This is a genomic window from Bordetella genomosp. 2 (assembly GCF_002261345.1).
In the GTDB taxonomy this organism is placed as follows: domain Bacteria; phylum Pseudomonadota; class Gammaproteobacteria; order Burkholderiales; family Burkholderiaceae_B; genus Bordetella_A.
In genome coordinates this window covers 933252-953913 of the sequence record NZ_NEVT01000003.1, presented here as the reverse complement: position 1 = coordinate 953913, position 20662 = coordinate 933252, and the positions used below count along the sequence as shown (strand labels likewise).

The window sequence follows — 20662 nt, the reverse complement described above, 5'->3', positions numbered from 1 at the left end:
CGGCCGGGCTACGGGAGGCGCACCGTGCCGCTTCCCAGCTCGATCACCCGCCCCCCTACCTGGATGGCGCCGTCCGGCGCGACATCCAGGTAGAGGCGGCAGGGGCGGCCGACCAGGTCGCCCTGTTCCACCAGGATGCGCGCAGGCAGAGGCCCGCCCTGCGCGACCAGCCAGCCGCCCAGGTTGGCGCAGGCCGAACCGGTGCCCGGATCCTCGGCCACGCCCCCACCCTCTTTCGTGAAGAAATAGCGCGCCCGCACCTTGCGGCGGCCTTCGGGCCCCGGCTCGGGATCGAAGGCGAACACATAGGCCGTCTTGCGGCCCAGGCTGCTGGGCTGCCACTGTTCCAGGCGGCTGCTGTCGGGCCGTGCGCGCGCCACCGCGGCCGGCGTCTTGAGGGGCACCAACAGTTGGTCGGCGCCGGTATCGACCCACAGCGGCGCGTCCGCCAGGTCGTCCACGTCCAGCCCCAGTTGCGCGGCGATCTCGGCGTCCGGCAACGCGGCCGGCGCGGTGCGGGGCGCGCCGGTGGCCGGCGCGGTGAAAGTCCAGGTATCGCCCTGCGCGTTCACCGGCACCACGCCGGCGGCGAATTCGAGGGCCAGGCGGTCGCCCGCGCCGGCCAGCTGGCGCACCACGTGCGCGGTGCCCAGGGTGGGATGGCCGGCGAAGCGCATTTCATAGCCGGGCGTGTAGATGCGCACGCGCGCGTTCGCGCGATCGCTGGGCAGGACGAACGTGGTCTCGGAAAGATTGAACTGCCGCGCCAGGTCCAGCATGGTCTGTTCGGACAGGCCGCGCGCGTCCTCGAACACGCACAAGGGGTTGCCGCCGAACGTGGTGTCGGCGAAGACATTCAGCAGGCGGAAGGCGTAGGAGGGCATGGCGAGGGCGGCGCGGCTAGGAAAGACGGCCGATGATAACGCCGCCGCGGCGCCCCTACCAGACCGCGAAGAACAGCACCCAGGCCGCGCAGAACGGTGCCAGGCCGGCCGCGGCCAGCAGCCAGGCGCCCAGCCTGCGCGGCCAGGCGACGGCCCGCTGCGCCAGCAGGCGCCACAGCAGACGCAGCGACCAGCCCACCGCCAGCGTCAGCAGCGTGAAGCGCACCGGGTCGGCCCAGCCGGTCGACACGCCTTCGTGGCCCAGCAGCGTGACGGTGGTGGCCGACAAGCCCAGGAACACGCCGATGCCGGCGGCGGGAATGAGCGCCTGCGCCAGCCGGTGCACGCCGGCCAGCGGGCCGCCGCCCGGGCCGGCGGGCGCGACGCGGTCGGCCAGCCACAGCGCGGCGAACGCCACGCCGCCCACGCACACCGTGCAGCCCACGACGAACAGCAGGATGCCGGCGCCGTCCAGCCACGAGAAGCTGTCGTTCATCTCGGGATAGTGCGTGAGGATGAACCAGGGCGCGTTGTCGAGCAGCGGCCACAGGATGTCGTGCTCGACCAGCCAGGTGGCGGCCCATTGCTTGACGGTCACGAACCAGGGGCTGGCGCTCCAGAGGAACGCGCCGATGGCGATGCCCATCAGGCCGAAGCAGATCAGCGCGGTCTGCCAGGCGTCGCCGGTGGCGATCTTGACGATTTCCTGTTCGGGCGAGCGCGGCGTCAGCGCAATGGCGCCGCGGTAGCCGCTGCAGCGGCCGCAGACATGGCAATCGCCCGCGCCCTTCATGTGGCGCAACGGCACCAGCGGCGCGCAGTTGACCGGCTCGATGCGGATCACCGGATGCCGCCAGGCTTCTTCGTCGACCTTGAAATGCCAGGGCGCCAGCTTGGCCAGCAGGTTGAACACGCCGTTGACCGGGCACAGGTATTTGCACCAGACACGCTTGTTGCGCCCGTACAGGTAGCCCACCACCATGGCCGCCATGGTGGAGCCACCCAGCACGGCCAGCACCGCCAGTGGATACTGGTACACGCTGACCAGTTGCCCATAGACCGTGGTGAGCGCGAACGCCACGAACGGCCAGCCGCCCCAGCGCATCCACTTGGGAATGGAGCGTCCCCGGCCGCGCTCGCTGGCCCATTCGGTGAGCATGCCCTCGGGACAGAGCCAGCCGCACCAGGCGCGGCCCAGCAAGGGAATGGAAACCAGCACGAACGGCCACCAGATGCCCCAGAAGGCGAACTGCGCCAGGATGGTCAGGTTGTTGAAGACCGACGCCGCGTTGTCGGGCAGCGGCAGCAGCGCCGGCACGATCAGCAGGAACGCATATACGCCGACCACGCACCACTGCAACTTGCGCAGCAGGGGCGCGTGGTCGCGCAGGAAATCAGCGAAGCGGGCGGCGGAGCGCCCGAGTACGGCTGCCATCGAATCAACCTTCAAACGCCATGGCCGGCAAGGGCGCCGGCCGTTCAACGCAAAGCCTCAGGCGGGCACCGCCGCCGTGCTGGAGGGCCGGCCGGCACGCCGCAACAGGCTCCACACCACCACCCAGTACGCCACCCACAACAGCACCGACATCAACGCCGGGTAGGCGCGATAGCCGGCGAAATCGGCCAGGACCTTGCCCACGCCGCTGCTGTCGTCGAGCAGCCAGGAGCTGTCCCAGACGGGATCGACCAGGGTGGGCAGCACGCCCAGGGAAATCAGGTGATCCAGGCCGCCCACCAGCAAGGCGCCGGCCAGCAACAGCAGCAGCGCTTCGGTCAGGCGGAAGAAGCGCCGCCAGGTGATGAGCTTGCCGCCCAGCTGCAGCAGCCAGAACGTGAGCAGCGCCACCGCGAAGCCGGCCACGCCGGCCAGGGCCAGCATGGCGGTGGAGCCGCCCTGCCCGGCCGCCAGGCTGCCGTACAGGAACACCACCGTCTCGCTGCCCTCGCGCGCCACGGCGATCATCACCAGCACCAGCAGGCCCCACCAGTTGTCGTGCGCCGCCGAGGCGCTGGCGCCGGTTTCGAGATCGCGCTTGAGCGTGCGCCCATGCTTTTTCATCCAGACGACCATCTGCACCACCAGGGCGCAAGCCACCAGCGACATGACGGCCTGGAACCATTCCTGCCCCTCGTCGCTGAGCCACGACGACACGCCCAGCAGCACCAGTGCCAGCGCCACGGCCAGCGCCAGGCCGGCGGCCACGCCGCCCCACAGGTACGGCAGGCCGCGCCGGCCCTCGGGCGCGGCGCGCAGCCACGAATACAGGATGCCCACCACGAGCAGCGCTTCGACGCTTTCGCGCCAGACAATGAAAAGTACCTGTTCCATGAATGCCGGATCAGTCCTTGGGAGTCACCACCAGCGTGCCGCGCACGTCCTGGTGGAAGTCATCGAAGAAGGGATATTCGCCCGGCCGCGAAATGGTGATCACCACGAACGAGCTCACGCCGGGCCCCATGACCTTCTCTTTGCGCAAGGGGATGCTTTCGAATTCGACCGGCTCGTTGCTTTCGTTGACCAGTTCGATCTTGAAGCGGCCGGCCGGCACCACCAGCCGGGCCGGCTCGAAGGTGCCGTCCGGCTTGAAGGTCAGCTTGAAGGTGGGCAGCTCGGCCCGCGCCGCGCCGGGCAGGCCGGCCGACAGCCCGGCGCACAGCGCCAGCGCGGCGAGCCAGGCGGGACGGCGGCGCGCCATCAATACCCGCCCTTCTTGCCAGTGCCGGCATAGACGAACTCGTACTCGAGCTCGAACGGTTCGAACCACGGGCCGACGCCGGTTTCCTTGTCGGTGTGACGGCCGAAATGGCTGGCGTGGTCGGCGCCGGGCGGCGCGATGAAGTATTTCAGCTTGTACTTGCCGGGGCCCTCGAGCTTGACGTTGTCGCCGTAGTGCGGGCCGTCGTTGGCCACCATGGGCATCAAGAGGCCCTTCTGCACATTCGGGCTGCCGGATTTCTGGATTTCGTACTTGACCACCAGGTACGGCACCCATTCGCCTTCCGGGAAGCCGGTCTTGTTGTCGGCCGTGGCGTGGATGTCGGCCTCGAGGTGCACGTCGGAATCCTTGGCGGGACGCATCATGCCGGGCGGATCCATTTCGATGGGCTGCAGATAGACCGCGCCGATTTCCATGCCGCCTTTCTGCGCGGGTTCGCCGATGGGGTATTCGACGGCGAGAGCAGAACCGGACAGCGCCAGGCCAGCGGCCAGCGCCAGGATTTTCTTCAACATATGCGGAGCCTCTAGATACAGAATGAGAAAACGGTTCCGTTTAATAAACAAGAACCGTTTTCATTACTGTATCGCGAACGTCCTGACAGGCTCCTGACATATCGCAAGCCGAGCAGGTTTCACGGGCCCTCGCCCGCCTGCGCTATTTGCGTCCGCCGCCCTGCGTGCCGCTGCCCGGCGTGAACGGGAACGACGAGAACATCGCCCGGGTCTGGTCCTGCATCTGGTCTTGCATCTGCACGAACAGGTTCTTGCTCTGGTCGATGTAGTTGTTCATCATGTTCTGCAGCATGGGCGTCTGCACGTTCATGAACTGCGCCCAGGCCTCGGGGCCGAACTGGCTGCCGTACAGGCCCTTGGACTGTTCGGCCATGCGCTGCTGGATCTCCATGAACGCCTGGATGTTCTTTTCCAGGTACGAACCCATGATGCCCTGCATGGCATGCCCGTAGAAACGGATGATCTGCGACAGCATGTTGGACGAGAACATCGGCATGCCGCCGCTTTCCTCTTCGAGGATGATCTGCAGCAGGATGCTGCGCGTCAGGTCGTCGCCGCTCTTGGCATCGACCACCTGGAATTCTTCGTTGGCCAGCACCAGCTGCTTGACGTCGGCCAGGGTGATGTAAGTGCTCGTCTGCGTGTCGTACAGCCGACGGTTGGGGTACTTTTTAATCAGGCGCAGGCTGGCGCCGTTCTGTGCTTGCGTCATGGTTGTCCCCGAGATCGGGCGATCTCTTTAACTTTGAACTATTCCAAGTGTAAGCCGGAAAGGCCGCCTGGCGCCTCCCGGCCGGTTGCGGTCAGCCCATGTGCAGGCCGCCGTTGAGAGAGAAATCGGCGCCCGTGGCAAAACCCGCTTCGTCGGACACCAGCCAAGACGTGATCGACGCGATCTCCTCGGGCGCGCCGAGCCGGCGCACCGGGATGGTGGCGACGATTTTCTCGAGCACGTCCGGTCGGATGGCGCGCACCATGTCGGTACCGATATAACCGGGCGACACGGTATTGACCGTGATGCCCTTGCTGGCCACCTCCTGGGCCAGCGCCATGGTGAAACCATGGATGCCGGCCTTGGCGGTGGAATAGTTGGTCTGCCCGAACTGGCCCTTCTGGCCGTTGACCGAACTGATGTTGACGATGCGGCCCCACTGGCGCTCGACCATGCCGTCGATGACCTGCTTGGTCACATTGAACAGGCTGTTGAGGTTGGTGTCGATGACGGCGCGCCAGTCGTCGGCCGACATCTTGCGGAACAGGCCGTCGCGGGTGATACCGGCGTTGTTCACCAGGACATCGACCGGGCCGAGCTCGGCGACCACCTTCTCGAAGGCCGCCACGGTGGAGTCCCAGTCGGAGACGTTGCCGACCGACGCGTGGAAGGTATAGCCTTGCGCCGCCTGCTCATCCAGCCATTGCTGGTAGTTGCGGCGCGGGCCGCAGCCCGCCACCACGCGAAAGCCGTCCTTGGCGAGCCGGCGGCAGATCGCCGTGCCGATGCCGCCCATACCTCCGGTGACGTATGCCAGTTTCCCGCTCATGTCCCTTCCTCCTGCGCGCTAGGCGCCTAAATGACTGCTTGCTGCAAACCATTCGACCCGGGGGGGGCCGCTCAAGTTGCGCGGACCTTCACATAGCTGCCCGGGGCTGGCTCGATCGGCCGGTAGCGCGCATTGCCCAGGCTCGTGCGGGCGCGCCGCGAGGCGCCCGCATGCGTGGCGAGCCAGCGGGACCAGTCCGGCCACCAGCTGCCGGCGTGTTCCGCGGCCCGCTGCAGCCAGGCTTGCGGATCGCCGGGCAGCGCCGGATCGTCGCTGACCCAGTAGCTGCGCCGCCCGGACGCCGGCGGATTGACCACGCCGGCGATGTGGCCGGAAGCGCCCAGCACGAAGCGCTGCGGGCCGCGCAGCAGCTGCGTGGACGCATAGGCGGCGGTCCAGGGCACGATGTGGTCTTCGCGCGAGCCGTACAAATAGGCCGGCATGTCCAGGCGGGTGAGGTCGAGCGCCGTGCCCGCCGCCTGCGCGCGGCCCGGCACCTTGAGATTGTTCTCGAGATAGGTATTGCGGAAATACCAGGCGAAGAACGGCCCCGGCAGGTTGGTGCTGTCGCCGTTCCAGAACAGCAGGTCGAAGGCCGGGGGCGTCTGGCCCTTCAGGTAGTTGCCCACGACATAGTTCCAGACGAGTTCGTTGGGCCGCAGGAACGAGAAGGTGGTGGCCAGGTCGCGGCCCGCCATCAGGCCGCCCTGGCCCAGTTGCTGGTCGCGCAGCAGCGCGTGGGCTTCGTCGACGAACACCTGCAGCACGCCGGTATCGTGGAAATCGAGCAGCACGGTCAGCAGCGTGAGCGACGCGGCCGGCCGCTGCCCGCGCGCGTGGGCCAGCGCCAGCGCCGAGGCCAGCAGCGTGCCGCCGACGCAGAACCCCAGCGCGTTGACCTGCGGCTGGCCGGTGATGTCGCCGGCGACTTCCAGCGCCTTGAGCACGGCCTCTTCGAGATACTGCGACCAGGTGGCGCGGTCGACGCCGTCGGTATCGGAAGCCAGCGGATTGCGCCACGAAACCATGAAGACGGTGTGGCCCTGCTCCACCGCGTAGCGCACGAAGGAATTGGCCGGCTGCAGGTCGAGGATGTAGAACTTGTTGATATTGGGCGGCACGATCACCAGCGGCCGCTCGTACACGGTGGCGGTCTGGGGCGCGTACTGGATCAACTGGAACAGCCGGTTCTGGTAGACCACCTGCCCGGGCGTGGTGGCGACGTTGCGGCCGATCTCGAACTGGGTCTCGTCGGTCTGGCTGATGCGCCCCTTGCGCAGGTCGTTGATCAGGTTGGCCAGGCCGTCGCTGAGCGCCCGGCCGGCGGTCTCGATGGCGGCTTGCTGCGCCTCGGGGTTGAACGCCAGGAAATTGGACGGCGACAGCGCATCGACCCATTGCATGATGGAGAACCGCAGCCGATTGCGCAGCGGCTCGCCCACCTGGGCGGCATCGACCATGCGCGACAGCGTGCGGGCCGACAGCAGGTAGGCATGCGCCAGCAGCGTGTGCTGGGGGCTGGCCTGCCAGGCCTGGCCGCGGAAGCGCCGGTCGGCGGGAGGCGCCAGCGCGCCGCGCCGGGCGTCGTCGCACAGGCGCAGCCATTCACGCGAGAATTCGGCCTGGATTTCTGCCAGGGCGTCCGGCGCCACGCTAACCGGAACGGGCCATGCAGCGGAAAGAGGGGCGTTCACTTCGACACCATATTATGGTCAGGCGCGAGGCATCTGGCGCGAGCCTGCACCTAGTGTTGATGACTGCGCGACAGCCCGATGGTGCATGGCGACATAGGGGCTGTCAATGCGGGTATACAAGGATAACCGCGACAGTGTGACGGCGGGCCGCCCGGCCGCTGCCGCGCCGCCGCGGCGGCCTCATTCCCGCCACGCGAGCAGGGCCATCCGGCCGGTCGTGCCGTCGCGCCGGTACGAGAAAAAGCGCGCCGGGTCCGATACGGTGCACAACCCGCTGGCATGCGCGTCTTCGACGCCGGCACGGCGCAGCCGCAACAAGGCCAGCGCCGGCAAGTCGGCCAGCCATTTGCCGGGCAGGCCCGGCCGCGGCGCGAACAGGGCCTGGGCTTCGGGGCCGTCCGCCGCGAAGGCGGCGCGCACGTCGTCCCCCACCTCGAAGGCGGCCGGCCCGATGCCGGGCCCGATCCAGGCGCGCCAGCCGCGCGCGCCGGGCGCCTTGGCGCGCAGGCTGCGCAAGGTGGCCTCGAGCACGCCGCCGGCCAGGCCGCGCCAGCCGGCGTGGGCCGCGCCCACCACGGCGCCGTCCAGGTCGGTGATGAAGACCGGCAGGCAATCGGCCACCATGACGGCCAGCACGCGCCCGCGCGCGGCGGTGACGCTGGCGTCGGCGGCCGGCTCGGCGGCCGGGCCGGCATCGGCGTCGACCACCTCGGCGCCATGCACCTGGCGCAGCCAGAGCGGCTCGCCGGGCACCGCGGCCCGCACCCGCCGGCGGTTTTCCCGCACCGCTTCGGGCCGGTCGTCGGCGCGCAGGCCGAGATTCAGCGTGTCGTGCGGGGCCGTGCCGACCCCGCCGGCGCGGGTGGTGCAGAAATATTGCACGCCGGGCCACTGCGGGCCTGTGACGACGGTCAATCCGTGGATCAGGCGTTCCATTGCACGGTTTCCTGTACTTGTCGCATGTCTTCGGGCGGCGCGGCGCTGAAGCCCAGTTCGCCGCGGCCGCCGGGGTCGTCGAAATGCAGGGCGCGCGCATGCAGCATCTGGCGGCCGGCGCCGGCGAGCGGCGCGCCGCCGTACAGCGTATCGGCCAGGAGCGGATGGCCCAGGCTGGCCAGGTGCACGCGGATCTGGTGCGTGCGGCCGGTTTCCAGGCGGCACACGACCTCGGTCACCGGCCCGCCGCCGGCCGTTCCCCGCCGGGCCGGCGCGTAATGCGTGACTGCGGGCTTGGGCGCGATGGGGCGGTCGACGCTCATGCGCACCGGCACGCGCGCATCGCGGCCGATGGCGCGCTCGACCACGCCCGGGCCGGCCAGCCAGCCGTGCGCCAGGGCGATGTATTCGCGTCCCATGCTGCGCGCCTGCAGTTGCCGCACCAGGTGGGTCTGGGCCAGTTCCGTGCGCGCCACCACCATCAGGCCGGAGGTGTCTTTGTCGAGGCGATGGACGATGCCGGCGCGCGCCACGTGCGCCAGTTCCGGATAGCGGTGCAGCAGCCCGTTGAGCAAGGTGCCGTGCCAATTGCCGGCGCCCGGGTGGGTGACCAGGCCGGCCGGCTTGTCGACCACGATCCAGTCGGCGCTTTCGTCGACCACCGCGAACTCCACCGGTTCGGGCGCGAAGGCGAGGCTTTCGGGCGCGGGCTGCTCCCAGACCGCCAGCACATCGCCCGGGCCCACGACCTGGCGCACCTTGGCCGGCGCGCCGTTGACCCGCACCCATCCGGCCTCGATCCACCCCTGCAGGCGGCTGCGCGAATGCCCTCCCAGCAAGGCGGCCAGGATCTTGTCGAGGCGGTCGGCGCGGGTGCCGGCGGGCACGGTGATGAACTGGGGCTCGTCATCCGCCGCGAGGCCGGCCGGCGCGGCGGCAGGGGCGTCTGTGTGGGGCATGTGGACAAATCATATAATTCAGCGTGCCATCCTAACACCAAGGAAACCAAGCTCGTGACTTTCCTCACCGCTGCCTCTCCGAACCGCCCTGCTCGTCGCGGGTCGCTCCTGCGTACGGCCGCCGCGCTGTCTGTCGCCCTGGCCATCGCAGGATGCAGCGGCACTGACACGAAATATGACAAGACGGCAGGCTGGAGCGCCGAGCAGCTCTATGCTGACGCCAAGGCCGAGACCGCGGCCGGCGCCTGGAGCGAAGCCCGCGAACGCCTGACGGCCATCGAAAGCCGCTACCCGTTCGGCGTGTACGCCCAGCAGGCGCTCATCGACCTGGCCTACGTCAACTGGAAGGATGGCGAAAACGAGCAGGCCCTGGCCGCCATCGACCGCTTCCAGCAGATGTACCCCAACCACCCGGGCACCGACTACATGCTGTACCTGAAGGGCCTGATCAACTTCACGCCGGCCAGCGCCTTCATGAGCAACCTTACGGGGCAGGACCCGGCCGAGCGCGATCCCAAGGGTCTGCGCGCGTCCTACGAGGCGTTCAACGAACTGATCAAGCGCTATCCCGCCAGCAAGTACACGCCGGACGCCGAGAAGCGCGTCACGTGGCTGGTCAACGCGATCGCCATGAACGAAGTCTACGTGGCGCGCTATTACTACGAACGCGGCGCGTACGTGGCCGCCGCCAATCGCGCCCAGACCGTCATCACGGATTTCGAAGGCGCGCCGGCGGCCGAAGAGGCGCTGTACATCCTGGTCGCTTCGTACGACAAGCTCGGCATGACCGACCTCAAGAACGACGCGCAGCGCGTGCTGGAAACCAACTTCCCGAACAGCTCCTACGACGAATCGAAGCTGCTCACCGACAAGACCTGGTGGAACCCGTTCTCGTGGCGGTGAAACGCCGCGGCGCGAACGGCCTGCGCTACGCGGCCGCCTGCTGGCGCCGCGCATAGAACGCCAGCACCTCGTCGAGCTCGCGCGTGCGCGAGAACGGCGGCAGCCCGCGCCACAAGCGCTTGCCATAGGGTTTTTCGACCAGGCGCGCGTCGCCCACCATCAATACGCCCCAGTCCCGTTCGGTGCGGATCAGCCGGCCCGCGCCCTGCTTGAGCGAAATGGCCGCCTCGGGCAACTGGTATTCGGCGAACGGATTGCCGCCGCGCACCCGGCAGGCGCGCAGCCGCGCCTCGATGACCGGATCGTCCGGCGGCGCGAAGGGCAGCTTGTCGATCGCCACCAGCGTCAGCACGTCGCCCGGCAGGTCGATGCCTTCCCAGAAACTGGCGCTGCCCACCAGGATCGGGTGATCCAGTTTGCAAAAGCGTTCCAGCAGCTCGCGGCGCGTCGCATCGCCCTGCTTGAGCAGGGGCCAGTCGTGGCCCTGGTCGTCGAACGCATCGGCCAGCAACGTGGCGACGCGGTCGACCGCGCGCAACGTGGTGCACAACACCAGCGCGCCGCTCGGGCTGGCCTCGAGCAGCGGCACCAGCGTCTGCACGAAACGCTCGGCAAAGCGCGGCGACTGCGGCTCGGGCATGTCGCGCGGCACGAACAGCAAGCCCTGCCCGGTGTAGTCGAACGGCGACTCCCAGCGGCCGGTGCGGGCGTCGTCGAGCCCCAGCTGGCGCGTGAAATGGCCGAAATCGCCGTGCACGGACAAAGTGGCCGACGTGAGCACCCACGCCTGGCCCGGCTTGCGGAACCGCGAAAACGCCTGCGCCACCGACAGGGGCGCCGAATGCAGCCGCACATGATGCAGCCCGTGCTCGACCCAGCGCACCGCCGGGCCGCCGTGGTCGGCCGCCGCGGCAGCGCCTTGCAGCAGGGCCTGGGCCAGCGGCGGGCCGTCCGTGCCGGCCGGCGCCGGCGCGTGCACGTCCTGGCCCCATCCTTCATCCGTCGCCGCGCCATCGCGCCCGGGCGTGGCCCAGCGCGCCAGCCGCAGCGAGATCTCGGCGCCGCCGCGGGCGGCCGCGGCCAGGTCGGGATGCTTTTCCGCCACCGCCCCCAGGGCGCGGGTGGCGGCATCGACCGCCTGCCGCAGCGCCGCCAGCGCGACGTCGAACTGCTCGGCGTCGGGGATGGCCTCGAAGGTGGCCTTGCGGCCCGGCAGCTGGTCCAGCGGCGCGCAGGCCAGGCGCAGCTCGCGCGCGGCGGTCTCGACCTGGCGGCTGACCTCGCTCCATTTGGCGGCCTCGCGCGCATAGGCCAGGCCGGCGGCCTCGAGGGCGCGGCCGAAGTCGAGCAATTGGTGCGTCGACACGCTGCTGCCCAGGAACCGCGTGGCGGTATCGGGCAATTGATGCGCCTCATCGAAGATCACGGTGTCGGCCTCGGGCAGCAGATCGGTGACGCCCTCTTCGCGCAGGACCAGGTCGGCCATGAACAACGCATGATTGACCACCACCACGTCCGCGTCCTGGGCCTGGCGGCGCGCTTTCACCACGAAGCAGTCGCGGATGCGCGGGCATTCCTGGCCCAGGCAGTTCTCGCGGGTGGAGGTCACGCGCTGCCAGATGTCGGCGTCTTCGGGCACGTTGCCCAGGTCGGCCCGGTCGCCGGTCTTGGAGATGCCGGCGAACACTTGTATCTGGCGCAGTTGCGCCATCTCGCTGCGGGATTTCAGGGCGCGCTCGTCGCCCTGCAGGCGGTCGAGGTGATAGTGGCACACGTAGTTGGCGCGCCCCTTGAGCAGCGCCGCGGTGACCGGCGCGGCCAGCGCGGCGCGCACGCGCGGCAGGTCGCGCGCAAACAGCTGGTCTTGCAGGGTGCGCGTGCCGGTCGAGATGATGACCTTGCCGCCGTGGGCGAAGGCCGGCACCAGATACGCCCAGGTCTTGCCGATGCCGGTGCCGGCCTCGGCCACCAGCGTGGCGCGGTCCGCGATGGCGCGGCCGATGGCCTGCGCCAGTTCGACCTGGGCGGGACGCGGCGTATAGCCCGGCAGCGCCGCGGCCAGGGGGCCGTGGGCGGCGAAAAACTCGGAAATATCCAGGTCCAGCATCAATCGGGGCAGACGGTGAAGTGGCCCAAATGATACCCCGCCCGGGCCGCCCGGGATGCCTAAAATAGCGCTGCCGCAGATGGCCGCGCCGCGCCTTGTGGCACAATCCGCCCCTTGTTTTCCCTTTGCCGTCGTATCGAGATGCCCGACACTTCCGCCACCACGAGCACTGCGCCCAGCGTCGACCACGTCCGAATCCTCGCCCAGCTGGCGACCGAACTCGGCACCCGCCCCTCCCAGGTGGCCGCCGCCGTAGAACTGCTCGACGACGGCGCCACGGTGCCCTTCATCGCCCGCTACCGCAAAGAGGCCACCGGCGGCCTGGACGACACCGTGCTGCGCAACCTGGAAGTGCGGCTGGGCTACCTGCGCGAGCTCGAAGAGCGACGCGGCGCCATCCTGGATTCGATCGCCCAGCAGGGCAAGCTGACGCCCGAGTTGCAACAAGAGATTGCCGCCGCCGATACCAAGCAGCGCCTGGAAGACCTGTACGCGCCCTACAAGCCCAAGCGCCGCACCCGCGCCCAGATCGCCCGCGAGGCCGGCCTGGAACCGCTGGCCGACGCCATCCTGGCCGATCCGGCCTGCGATCCGGCCGCGCTGGCGGGGCAATACCTGAACCCGGAAGCGTCGATCAACGACGCCAAGGCGGCGCTGGACGGCGCGCGCGATATCCTGGCCGAACGCTACGCCGAAAATGCCGACCTGCTGGCCGACATGCGCGAACACCTGTGGTCCACCGGCCTGCTCTATTCCAAGGTGGCCGAAGGCAAGGAAACCGAAGGCGCCAATTTCCGCGACTGGTTCGATTTCAGCGAGCCGCTGCGCACCCTGCCCTCGCACCGCATCCTGGCGCTGCTGCGCGGCCGCCAGCAGGGCGTGCTGGAACTGCGCCTGGGGCTGGACGCCGAACTGGAAGCCGAAACCCCGCACCCCTGCGTGGCGCGCATCGCCGCTTTCCTGAAACTGGGCAACGGCCTGTTTGCCGCGGACGCCGCGCCCCGCGCGCGCTGGCTGGGCGAAGTATGCCGCTGGACCTGGCGCGTCAAATTGCTGACCGCGTTCGAAAGCGAACTCATCGGCCGCCTGCGTGAAAGCGCCGAAGCCGAGGCCATCCGCGTGTTCGCCGCCAACCTGAAAGACCTGCTGCTGGCCGCGCCGGCCGGCCCCAAGGCCGTGCTGGGCCTGGACCCGGGCATCCGCACCGGCTGCAAGGTGGCCGTCATCGACCGCACCGGCAAGGTCGTCGACACCGCCACCGTGTACCCGTTCGAGCCGCGCCGCGACCGCGAAGGCACCATCGCCACGCTGGCCGCGCTGGCGGCCCGGCACCAGGTCGAGCTGATCGCCATCGGCAACGGCACCGCGTCGCGCGAGAGCGAGAAGCTGGTCGGCGACATGATGAGCCAGTACCCCGACCTGAAACTGACGCGCGTGGTGGTGTCCGAGGCCGGCGCCTCGGTATATTCCGCCTCCGAGACCGCGGCGCTCGAATTCCCCGATCTCGACGTCACGCTGCGCGGCGCCGTGTCGATCGCGCGCCGCCTGCAGGACCCGCTGGCCGAACTGGTGAAGATCGATCCCAAGGCGATCGGCGTGGGGCAGTACCAGCACGACGTCAACCAGCGCGAGCTGGCACGCTCGCTCGATGCCGTGGTCGAGGACTGCGTCAATGCGGTGGGCGTGGACGTGAATACCGCGTCGGCCGCGCTGCTGGCGCGGGTATCCGGGCTGAATTCGCTGCTGGCCAAGAATATCGTGGCATGGCGCGACGAGAACGGCGCGTTCCCTACGCGCGAGACGCTGCGCAAGGTGCCGCGCTTCGGCGACAAGGCCTTCGAGCAGGCGGCCGGCTTCCTGCGCATCCCCAACGGCGCCAACCCGCTCGACGCCTCGGCCGTGCACCCCGAGGCGTATCCGGTGGTCGAGCGCATCGTGGCCAAGATCAAGGCCGACGTACAGCACATCATCGGCCAGCGCGACGCACTCAAGGGCGTGTCGCCGGCGGATTTCACCGACGAGCGCTTCGGCCTGCCCACCGTGCGCGACATCTTCGCCGAACTGGAGAAACCCGGCCGCGATCCGCGCCCCGAGTTCAAGACGGCGCAGTTCAAGGACGGCGTGGAAACGCTCAACGACCTGTACCCCGGCATGGTGCTCGAGGGTGTGGTCACCAACGTGGCGAACTTCGGAGCCTTCGTCGATATCGGCGTGCACCAGGATGGCCTGGTGCATATCTCGGCGCTCGCCGAGAAATTCGTCAAGGACCCGCGCGACGTGGTGCGGGTCGGGCAGACGGTCACTGTCAAGGTGCTGGAGGTCGACGTGGCGCGCAAGCGCGTGGCGCTGACCATGCGGCTCAACGACACCGCCCAGCCGGCCCGGCGCGGCGGCGGGGACGCGCCGCGCGGCGCGGCAAAGCCGGCCGGCCGGCGTCCGCAGGCCGATGCCGGCCGCGCCGAGCCGCGCAACAGCGCCATGGCCGACGCCTTCGCCCGCCTCAAGCGCTGAGGCCGCCGCCACATCGCCCGGCCCGCTCGCGGCCGGGCACATCGCTTGCGCAGTGCCACCACGGCCGGCCCCGCCGACCGGCGCGGCCACGACCCGACCGACCCGGAGGACGCAAGTGAACCAGATCCTGAACCGCATCGCCACGCTGGCGCTCGGCGCGGCAGCTATGTATTACCTCGACCCCCAATCGGGACGGCGGCGCCGCGCGCTGCTCTGCGACAAAATGACGGCCTTGCGCAACGATGCCGCCGACTGCCTGCTGGCGGAAGGCAAGCAGGCGGCCGACCACCTGCACGGCTGGACGGCCGGCGTACGTTCCGGGCTGGGCCTGGACCAGCCCGCCAGCGACCACCAGCTGGGCGAGCGTGTGCGCGCACAGCTCGGGCGCCTGGTGAGCCACCCCGGCGCGGTCCGCGTGCTGGTCGCCGCGGGCGAAGTCACCCTGGGCGGCCATATCCTGGCGGCCGAGCGCGACGCGCTCATCACCGCGGTGACTCACATGACCGGGGTGCGGCGCGTGCACGACCAGATGGAAGTCCACGACTCGCCGGGCAATACGCCGGAGTTGCAGGGCGGCGCGCCGACCTGACGCGCCCGCGCGGCCGCGCAGCCTACTTGGACCGGCCGCGCTCGCCGCTGCGCACATAGGGGCCGGAGCGCCCCTCCAGCTCCTCGTCGGTTTCGCGCTTGACGGACCGTTGCGGCGTATGGCCGCGGCCGCCCATGCTGGCGTCGCCCGACGGCCGGCCCGCCGCATCGTCGGGGGCTTGCGCCGCCGGGTCCAGCGCGCCGCCGCCGTGGCCGGCGGCGCGGCGCCCGGAATGCCGGAATTCGTAATCGTCGGCCGGCGTGGCGTCGCCGGACGGGCCGGAACGCGCCGCGCGGCCGGTCGGAGATTGGGGAGAGCGGGGCATATGTCCTCCTGGGCGTGACCGCCGGAATGGCGGCAGGCAAGCCGTCGACCAGCACATCATGTACCCGGCCGGCCAGCCGGCGCCGCAGGCGGCGTAAAAATTGCGGCGGCCAGTAGAACTTTCAGCAACGGCGGCGTCCGCCGCGCCGCTCAGGCGGCCAGGGGCAGCGAAGGGGCCTGCAGGCCCAGTTGTTCGCCCAGCCAGCGCCATCCCTGCGGCGTGACTTTGATCGCGCGCGAGTGGGCATCCTTGCGCAGCCAGCCGTGGTCGCACAGTGCGGCAAGCAAGGCCACGCCCAGCGGCCCGGCCAGGTGATGGCGCCGTTCGGTGCAGTCCAGGCACTGGCGCGCCAGCCCGCGGCGCGTCGGCTGGATGCGGTCCAGGTCGATGCCGATGCCGCTGAACCAGGCGGCGCCGGCCGGCGTGACGTCGAACTGCTTGTCCGGCGCCGCGGCCAGATAGGCGCGCGCCTGCAGGGCCTGGGTGATGGCCACCCCCAGTTGCCCGGCCAGGTGGTCATAGCAGCGCCGGCAGAAGCGGAACTCGCGCGCCTGCGGACTGAGCGCCTTGCGCGCCGCGGGACGCTCCGGCTGCATTGCCGACAGGCTTTCCAGCATGCGCGCCACATGCGCGCCCGCCAGGCGGTAATAGCGGTGGCGCCCTTCGGTTTCCACGGCGAGCAGCCCGCCGTCGAGCAGCTTGGCCAGGTGCGAACTGGCCGTCTGCGCGGTGACGCCCGCCGTGCGGGCCAATTCGCCGGCGGGCAGTGCGCGGCCGTCGAGCAGCTCGGCCAGCATGGCGGCCCGCGCATGGTCGGCCAGCAGAAAAGCGGTGGCGGAAAAGCCCGGTTGGTAGGACATCGCGCAACTCCTGGGAACCCTCACTCTATCGCATGCCGGGGCGCCACGATTCGACGCCGGCCGAAACATGAGGAGAGCTGGCCGGGTTATCCCTAGGCGCGCCAGGGCGAAAAGAGCAGCCAGACGGCCGTAATTAAGTGAAAATATCTTTTTGTATCAAAACAATAAAATCCGCTGCCCCATCCCGGTGTCAGCATGCGGTATCCGGCTGCGCCCCGATATCCCGGAGACTCTTTCATCATGCGAAGCAACACGCTTGCGCTCGCGGCCAACGCGTCGCAAACCGTAGACGCCGCCACCCTGAGTTCCAGCGCGAGCTACGACGAGGTCACGCTGGGCCAGTATGCCCATCTGGTGCCGGACGGCGTGCAGGTGTCTTTCAAGCAGATCACCCTGGAACGCCTCGGCGCACGCCTGGTGGAACTGGTCAATGGCGCCAGCCTGCACGCCGGCGCGCTGGGCTTTGCCAGCATGGGCGCCAGCATCACGTATCGCATCGGCGCGCACTGCGCGATGGTGTTCGACGCCAGCCAGTGGGACCCTGAAGTGGTGGCCAATACCACCTTCGAATTCGCCAGCCAGGGCAGCGGCACGCTGCGGTATTTCCCGTTCATCAATCCGGAATGGCTGGACTGCCCCGCCGTGGTCGGCTATGCGAACGGCGACGTGCTGGAGATCGCCGGCCAGGGCAACCCGCCGCGCTTCCAGGTGCGGGACGGCCGCATCGTCGCGGCCGCCACGCGCTGAGTGCTCAGCCGCCCAGCGCGGCCAGCGCCTGGCGCGTCTGCTCGATCAGCGCGTCGCGCTGCGCGGCATCGGCCGCCGCCGGCCCATGAGCCACCGGCTCGCCATCCAGCACCGCCGCATAGGCCAGGCCGTCGGCGCGCAGTGAATCCGCCGCGCCGGCCTGCAGGCGCTGCATCAACGCGCCGGCTTCCTTGGGGTTATCGAAGCCGGCGGAGCGCAACAGTTCCTGGCCATCGGCCGCCAGCAGGCGGAAGCGGAAGCGGCCGTCGTCATCGCGGAAACTGACGAAGCGGGCCGACTTGCCGGATTTCCTGGCGGCCTTGCCGGTCGCCTGGGCGGCCCCCAGCGTGCGCAGGCCCACCGCCTCGCGCAATTCCGCGATGAACGGCGTGGCCAGCTTGCGGGCCTTCTGCGCGCCGGCCTGGAGGATCTCTTCGATGCGGCCGGGGTTGGCGATCAGGTCTTGGTAACGTTCGCGCATCGGCGCCAGGTCGCGCTCGATACGCTCGCAAAGCGCCTGCTTGGCATCGCCCCAGCCCAGGCCCTCCTCGAGCTGCGCGCGGAACGCCGCCGATTCGGCCGGCGTCGAGAACGCGCGGTACAGCGTGTACAGGTGCGAGGCCTCCGCATCCTTGGGTTCGCCGGGCTGGCGCGAGTCCGTCACGATACGCATCACCGCCGCGCGCAGCGCGGCCGCGCCGCCCTCGAACAACGGAATCGTGTTGTTGTAGCTCTTGGACATCTTGCGGCCGTCCAGGCCCGGCAGCGTCGCCACCTCTTCCTCGATGACCACTTCCGGCAGCACGAAATACTCGCGTCCGTACAAATGGTTGAAGCGCTGCGCGATGTCGCGCGCCATCTCCAGGTGCTGGATCTGGTCGCGTCCCACCGGCACTTTGTGCGCGTTGAACAGCAGGATGTCGGCCGCCATCAGGATCGGGTACGAAAACAGGCCCATCGTGATGCCGTCGTCGGGATCGACGCCCTTGGCGGCGTTCTGGTCCACCGAGGCCTTATAGGCATGCGCCCGGTTCATCAGCCCCTTGGCGGTCACGCAGGTCAGCAGCCAGCACAGTTCCGGGATCTCGGGAATGTCCGATTGGCGGTAGAACGTGACGCGCTCCGTGTCCAGGCCGGCCGCCAGCCAGGTCGCCGCCAGTTCGAGGCGCGAGCGGGCCACGCGGGCCGGATCGTCGCACTTGATCAGCGCGTGATAGTCGGCCATGAAATAGAACCCGTCGATGCCGGGCTGCCGGCTGGCCTGGATGGCGGGGCGGATGGCGCCGGCGTAATTGCCGAGATGAGGGGTGCCGGTGGTGGTGATGCCGGTAAGAACGCGGGTACTCATGAACGGGGACAACTGGCAGTTGCGGGGAAGTCCGCAGTGTAACGCGTCGGCCGCGTGGTACCCGGGGCTCGTTCTGGCGTGGACCGGCCCTAGAAGCCGTACAGGCGCGCCGGATTGTCGGCCAGCACCCGCGCGCGCAGGCCGGCCTCGGGCAGCCAGGCAGCGATGCCGGCGGCCAATTGGTGGCCGCTCACGCGGCGGTAGGCGCTGACTTCCGACGCGGCCTTGCCCGGCTCGCGGTTGGTGTGCGGCCAATCGCTGGCCCACAGCACGCGGTCCGGATTGCTGTCGAGCAAGGCCGCCGCCAGGGCGGCGACCGCGCCGGCCTGCTGGCCGGAGGGATCGACGCGATACGGCGCCGACAGCTTCACATAGGCGGCGCCCGACGCCAGCAGGCCCCGCACCGCCTGCACGCGCGGATCCGCCAGCGCGGTGCCGGCCGGAATCATGGCGAAATGATCCAGCACCACGGGCACTGGCAACGCCCCCAGGGCGGGCGCCGCCGCGGCGATTGCATCCAGCGAGGCGTACACCTGCACATGCCAGCCCAGCGGCGCCAGGCGCCGGCCCCATGCCGCCAGCGCCGCACGGATGCTGTGCGGATCGCTGCGGCCCGCGCTTTCCAGGTTGATGCGCACTCCGCGCACGCCACAGGCGTGCAGGTCGGCCAGCGCCGCCGGCGTCACGTCCGGGTCCAGCACCGCCACGCCCCGGCCCGCGCCCTGCAGCGCCTCCAGGCTATCCAGCAGGCAACGATTGTCGGTGCCGTAAATGCTGGGCTGGACCATGACGGCGCGCGCCAGCCCCAGCCCGTCCAGGTGGCGCAGCAGGTCCGCGGGGCCGGCCGGACCGGGCGTGTAGTGGCGGTCGGCCGCCATGGGATAGCGGCGCGGATCGCCCACCACGTGTACGTGGCAGTCGCAGGCGCCGGCGGGCAGTGCGCTGGCCGGCATGGTCAGGCGGCCCGCAGCCGGTCGAGCACGGCCTGGCCGGCGGCGCGCGTGCCCAGGCTGCCGCCCACGTCGCGGGTGCACTGCCCCGCTGCGATGGCGGCCGCGATGGCCTGCTCGATGGCCGCCGCCGCTTCCAGGAAATTGCGCCCGCCCTTGCGCTGGCCGTACCAGTTCAACAGCATGGCGGCCGACAGCAGCTGCGATGCCGGATTGGCGATGTCCTGCCCGGCGATATCGGGCGCCGACCCATGCGCGGCCTGCCCCATGGCATGGTCGCGGCCCGCGTTGAGCGAGCCGCCCAGGCCGAGGCTGCCCGACAGTTCCGCGGTCAGGTCGGACAGGATGTCGCCGAACATGTTGGTCGTGACCACCACGTCATAGCGCTCCGGCGCGCGGACCACATGCGCCATCATGGCGTCGACGATCACGTCATCGACACGCACCTCGGGGAACTCCCGCCCCACCTGGCGGCAGATATCGATGAACATGCCATCGCCGATCTTCAGCACATTGGCCTTGTGCACGATGGTCACATGCTTCTTGCGCGTCATGGCCAGCTCGAAGGCGGTGCGCGCGATGCGCTCGCAGCATTGGCGCGTAATGCGCCGCAGCGACACCACCACGTCGGGCGTGATCAGCATCTCGCTGCCGCCGGATTCGACGTTCCGGTCGGCATAGAAGCCCTCGGTATTCTCGCGCACCACGACGAGGTCGAACTCGCCCAGCCGCGCCGGCATGCCGCAGTACGTGCGGGCGGGGCGGATGTTGGCGTACAGGTCGAGGCTCTTGCGGAAGAACTTGGACGGATTGATCTCGCCCTTGCTCTCGTCCTTGAAATCGTAGGTCGCCATCGACCCGAGCATCAGGCCGTCGGCCGCCCGCACCTTTTCCAGCAACGCCGGCGTCACGGTGGCGCCATGCCGCTGCAGGCTGGCATGGCCGGCGACGTCGTGTTCGAGCTGCAAGCCCAGGCCGAAGCGCCGGGACGCCTCTTCCAGGGCCTCGACCGCCACCGCCATCGTTTCGGGGCCGATACCGTCGCCCGGGAGAACCACTATTTTCATAAAGACACC

Annotated in this window: 20 protein-coding genes; 4 read left to right on the top strand and 16 right to left on the bottom strand. The window is 69.6% G+C overall.

Going from position 1 to position 20662, the window contains the following annotated elements:
- Window positions 1-8: 8 nt before the first annotated feature.
- The 10 genes from CAL24_RS06635 to CAL24_RS06590 all read right to left on the bottom strand — a co-directional run bounded on the left by CAL24_RS06635 (window position 9) and on the right by CAL24_RS06590 (window position 9246).
- Window positions 9-884: a PhzF family phenazine biosynthesis protein gene (locus CAL24_RS06635; RefSeq protein ID WP_028354265.1), complete on the bottom strand. Its 876-nt coding sequence runs from the start codon at window positions 882-884 to the stop codon at window positions 9-11.
- Window positions 885-939: 55 nt separating this feature from the next.
- Window positions 940-2319, bottom strand: coding sequence for a 4Fe-4S binding protein (locus CAL24_RS06630; RefSeq protein ID WP_028354266.1), 1380 nt, complete (start codon window positions 2317-2319; stop codon window positions 940-942).
- Window positions 2320-2376: 57 nt separating this feature from the next.
- Window positions 2377-3213 (bottom strand): FTR1 family iron permease, encoded by an 837-nt coding sequence (locus CAL24_RS06625; protein ID WP_094806099.1) that lies wholly within the window; start codon window positions 3211-3213, stop codon window positions 2377-2379.
- A gap of 10 nt (window positions 3214-3223) precedes the next feature.
- Window positions 3224-3580 (bottom strand): cupredoxin domain-containing protein, encoded by a 357-nt coding sequence (locus CAL24_RS06620; RefSeq protein ID WP_038853426.1) that lies wholly within the window; start codon window positions 3578-3580, stop codon window positions 3224-3226.
- Window positions 3580-4116, bottom strand: coding sequence for an iron transporter (locus CAL24_RS06615; RefSeq protein WP_028354269.1), 537 nt, complete (start codon window positions 4114-4116; stop codon window positions 3580-3582). Before CAL24_RS06615 ends, CAL24_RS06620 begins: the two co-directional genes overlap by 1 nt.
- A 142-nt stretch (window positions 4117-4258) precedes the next feature.
- A complete protein-coding gene (phaR, locus tag CAL24_RS06610) occupies window positions 4259-4828 on the bottom strand; it encodes a polyhydroxyalkanoate synthesis repressor PhaR (protein ID WP_028354270.1) in 570 nt (189 codons plus the stop codon).
- A gap of 91 nt (window positions 4829-4919) precedes the next feature.
- The gene (gene phbB, locus CAL24_RS06605) at window positions 4920-5657 is read right to left on the bottom strand and encodes an acetoacetyl-CoA reductase (protein ID WP_028354271.1); all 738 of its coding nucleotides are present in this window, start codon (window positions 5655-5657) and stop codon (window positions 4920-4922) included.
- A gap of 71 nt (window positions 5658-5728) precedes the next feature.
- Window positions 5729-7351 carry a class I poly(R)-hydroxyalkanoic acid synthase gene (gene phaC, locus CAL24_RS06600; protein ID WP_028354272.1) on the bottom strand — a complete coding sequence of 541 codons (1623 nt, stop codon included), beginning with the start codon at window positions 7349-7351 and terminating at the stop codon, window positions 5729-5731.
- A 180-nt stretch (window positions 7352-7531) separates the two neighbouring features.
- A complete protein-coding gene (gene pgeF, locus CAL24_RS06595) occupies window positions 7532-8287 on the bottom strand; it encodes a peptidoglycan editing factor PgeF (protein WP_028354273.1) in 756 nt (251 codons plus the stop codon).
- A complete protein-coding gene (locus CAL24_RS06590; protein WP_028354274.1) occupies window positions 8275-9246 on the bottom strand; it encodes an RluA family pseudouridine synthase in 972 nt (323 codons plus the stop codon). The genes pgeF and CAL24_RS06590 overlap by 13 nt, the downstream gene beginning before the upstream one ends.
- A 108-nt stretch (window positions 9247-9354) precedes the next feature.
- On the opposite strand from CAL24_RS06590, the gene CAL24_RS06585 reads away from it, so the two are divergent.
- Entirely contained in the window at window positions 9355-10149 is a 795-nt protein-coding gene (locus CAL24_RS06585; protein ID WP_028354275.1) for an outer membrane protein assembly factor BamD, read from the top strand.
- A 25-nt stretch (window positions 10150-10174) separates the two neighbouring features.
- On the opposite strand, the gene CAL24_RS06580 is transcribed toward CAL24_RS06585, so the two are convergent.
- Window positions 10175-12256, bottom strand: coding sequence for an ATP-dependent DNA helicase (locus CAL24_RS06580; RefSeq protein WP_028354276.1), 2082 nt, complete (start codon window positions 12254-12256; stop codon window positions 10175-10177).
- A gap of 141 nt (window positions 12257-12397) precedes the next feature.
- Between CAL24_RS06580 and tex the strand changes: the two genes are divergently transcribed.
- Window positions 12398-14767: an RNA-binding transcriptional accessory protein Tex gene (gene tex, locus CAL24_RS06575; protein WP_028354277.1), complete on the top strand. Its 2370-nt coding sequence runs from the start codon at window positions 12398-12400 to the stop codon at window positions 14765-14767.
- 115 nt (window positions 14768-14882) lie between these two features.
- Window positions 14883-15356 carry a BON domain-containing protein gene (locus tag CAL24_RS06570; protein ID WP_038853428.1) on the top strand — a complete coding sequence of 158 codons (474 nt, stop codon included), beginning with the start codon at window positions 14883-14885 and terminating at the stop codon, window positions 15354-15356.
- A gap of 22 nt (window positions 15357-15378) precedes the next feature.
- Here the strand turns inward: CAL24_RS06570 and CAL24_RS06565 are convergent, their stop codons facing one another.
- Entirely contained in the window at window positions 15379-15681 is a 303-nt protein-coding gene (locus CAL24_RS06565; RefSeq protein ID WP_028354278.1) for a hypothetical protein, read from the bottom strand.
- Window positions 15682-15830: 149 nt separating this feature from the next.
- Entirely contained in the window at window positions 15831-16541 is a 711-nt protein-coding gene (locus CAL24_RS06560) for an ArsR/SmtB family transcription factor (protein ID WP_028354279.1), read from the bottom strand.
- A gap of 240 nt (window positions 16542-16781) precedes the next feature.
- Here CAL24_RS06560 and CAL24_RS06555 point away from each other — a divergent pair, with 240 nt between their 5' ends.
- Window positions 16782-17288 carry a hypothetical protein gene (locus CAL24_RS06555; RefSeq protein WP_028354280.1) on the top strand — a complete coding sequence of 169 codons (507 nt, stop codon included), beginning with the start codon at window positions 16782-16784 and terminating at the stop codon, window positions 17286-17288.
- A gap of 4 nt (window positions 17289-17292) precedes the next feature.
- Here the strand turns inward: CAL24_RS06555 and CAL24_RS06550 are convergent, their stop codons facing one another.
- The 3 genes from CAL24_RS06550 to CAL24_RS06540 form a co-directional block, all read right to left on the bottom strand.
- Complete coding sequence (locus CAL24_RS06550; protein WP_028354281.1) at window positions 17293-18636, bottom strand: tryptophan--tRNA ligase; 1344 nt, start codon at window positions 18634-18636, stop codon at window positions 17293-17295.
- 89 nt (window positions 18637-18725) lie between these two features.
- Window positions 18726-19589, bottom strand: coding sequence for an amidohydrolase family protein (locus tag CAL24_RS06545; RefSeq protein ID WP_249278478.1), 864 nt, complete (start codon window positions 19587-19589; stop codon window positions 18726-18728).
- A 2-nt stretch (window positions 19590-19591) separates the two neighbouring features.
- Window positions 19592-20653 carry an isocitrate/isopropylmalate dehydrogenase family protein gene (locus CAL24_RS06540; protein WP_094806095.1) on the bottom strand — a complete coding sequence of 354 codons (1062 nt, stop codon included), beginning with the start codon at window positions 20651-20653 and terminating at the stop codon, window positions 19592-19594.
- Window positions 20654-20662 lie beyond the last annotated feature (9 nt).

What these genes read in the sequence shown, in the direction of transcription:
- CAL24_RS06565 (WP_028354278.1), bottom strand. Translation starts at nt 15,681, where the DNA reads ATGCCCCGCTCTCCCCAATCTCCGACCGGCCGCGCGGCGCGTTCCGGC.
- CAL24_RS06580 (WP_028354276.1), bottom strand. Translation starts at nt 12,256, where the DNA reads ATGCTGGACCTGGATATTTCCGAGTTTTTCGCCGCCCACGGCCCCCTG.
- CAL24_RS06625 (WP_094806099.1), bottom strand. Translation starts at nt 3,213, where the DNA reads ATGGAACAGGTACTTTTCATTGTCTGGCGCGAAAGCGTCGAAGCGCTG.
- CAL24_RS06590 (WP_028354274.1), bottom strand. Translation starts at nt 9,246, where the DNA reads ATGCCCCACACAGACGCCCCTGCCGCCGCGCCGGCCGGCCTCGCGGCG.
- CAL24_RS06555 (WP_028354280.1), top strand. Translation starts at nt 16,782, where the DNA reads ATGCGAAGCAACACGCTTGCGCTCGCGGCCAACGCGTCGCAAACCGTA.
- CAL24_RS06550 (WP_028354281.1), bottom strand. Translation starts at nt 18,636, where the DNA reads ATGAGTACCCGCGTTCTTACCGGCATCACCACCACCGGCACCCCTCAT.
- tex (WP_028354277.1), top strand. Translation starts at nt 12,398, where the DNA reads ATGCCCGACACTTCCGCCACCACGAGCACTGCGCCCAGCGTCGACCAC.
- CAL24_RS06635 (WP_028354265.1), bottom strand. Translation starts at nt 884, where the DNA reads ATGCCCTCCTACGCCTTCCGCCTGCTGAATGTCTTCGCCGACACCACG.
- CAL24_RS06545 (WP_249278478.1), bottom strand. Translation starts at nt 19,589, where the DNA reads ATGCCGGCCAGCGCACTGCCCGCCGGCGCCTGCGACTGCCACGTACAC.
- CAL24_RS06620 (WP_038853426.1), bottom strand. Translation starts at nt 3,580, where the DNA reads ATGGCGCGCCGCCGTCCCGCCTGGCTCGCCGCGCTGGCGCTGTGCGCC.
- phaR (WP_028354270.1), bottom strand. Translation starts at nt 4,828, where the DNA reads ATGACGCAAGCACAGAACGGCGCCAGCCTGCGCCTGATTAAAAAGTAC.
- CAL24_RS06540 (WP_094806095.1), bottom strand. Translation starts at nt 20,653, where the DNA reads ATGAAAATAGTGGTTCTCCCGGGCGACGGTATCGGCCCCGAAACGATG.
- phbB (WP_028354271.1), bottom strand. Translation starts at nt 5,657, where the DNA reads ATGAGCGGGAAACTGGCATACGTCACCGGAGGTATGGGCGGCATCGGC.
- CAL24_RS06615 (WP_028354269.1), bottom strand. Translation starts at nt 4,116, where the DNA reads ATGTTGAAGAAAATCCTGGCGCTGGCCGCTGGCCTGGCGCTGTCCGGT.
- CAL24_RS06630 (WP_028354266.1), bottom strand. Translation starts at nt 2,319, where the DNA reads ATGGCAGCCGTACTCGGGCGCTCCGCCGCCCGCTTCGCTGATTTCCTG.
- pgeF (WP_028354273.1), bottom strand. Translation starts at nt 8,287, where the DNA reads ATGGAACGCCTGATCCACGGATTGACCGTCGTCACAGGCCCGCAGTGG.
- CAL24_RS06560 (WP_028354279.1), bottom strand. Translation starts at nt 16,541, where the DNA reads ATGTCCTACCAACCGGGCTTTTCCGCCACCGCTTTTCTGCTGGCCGAC.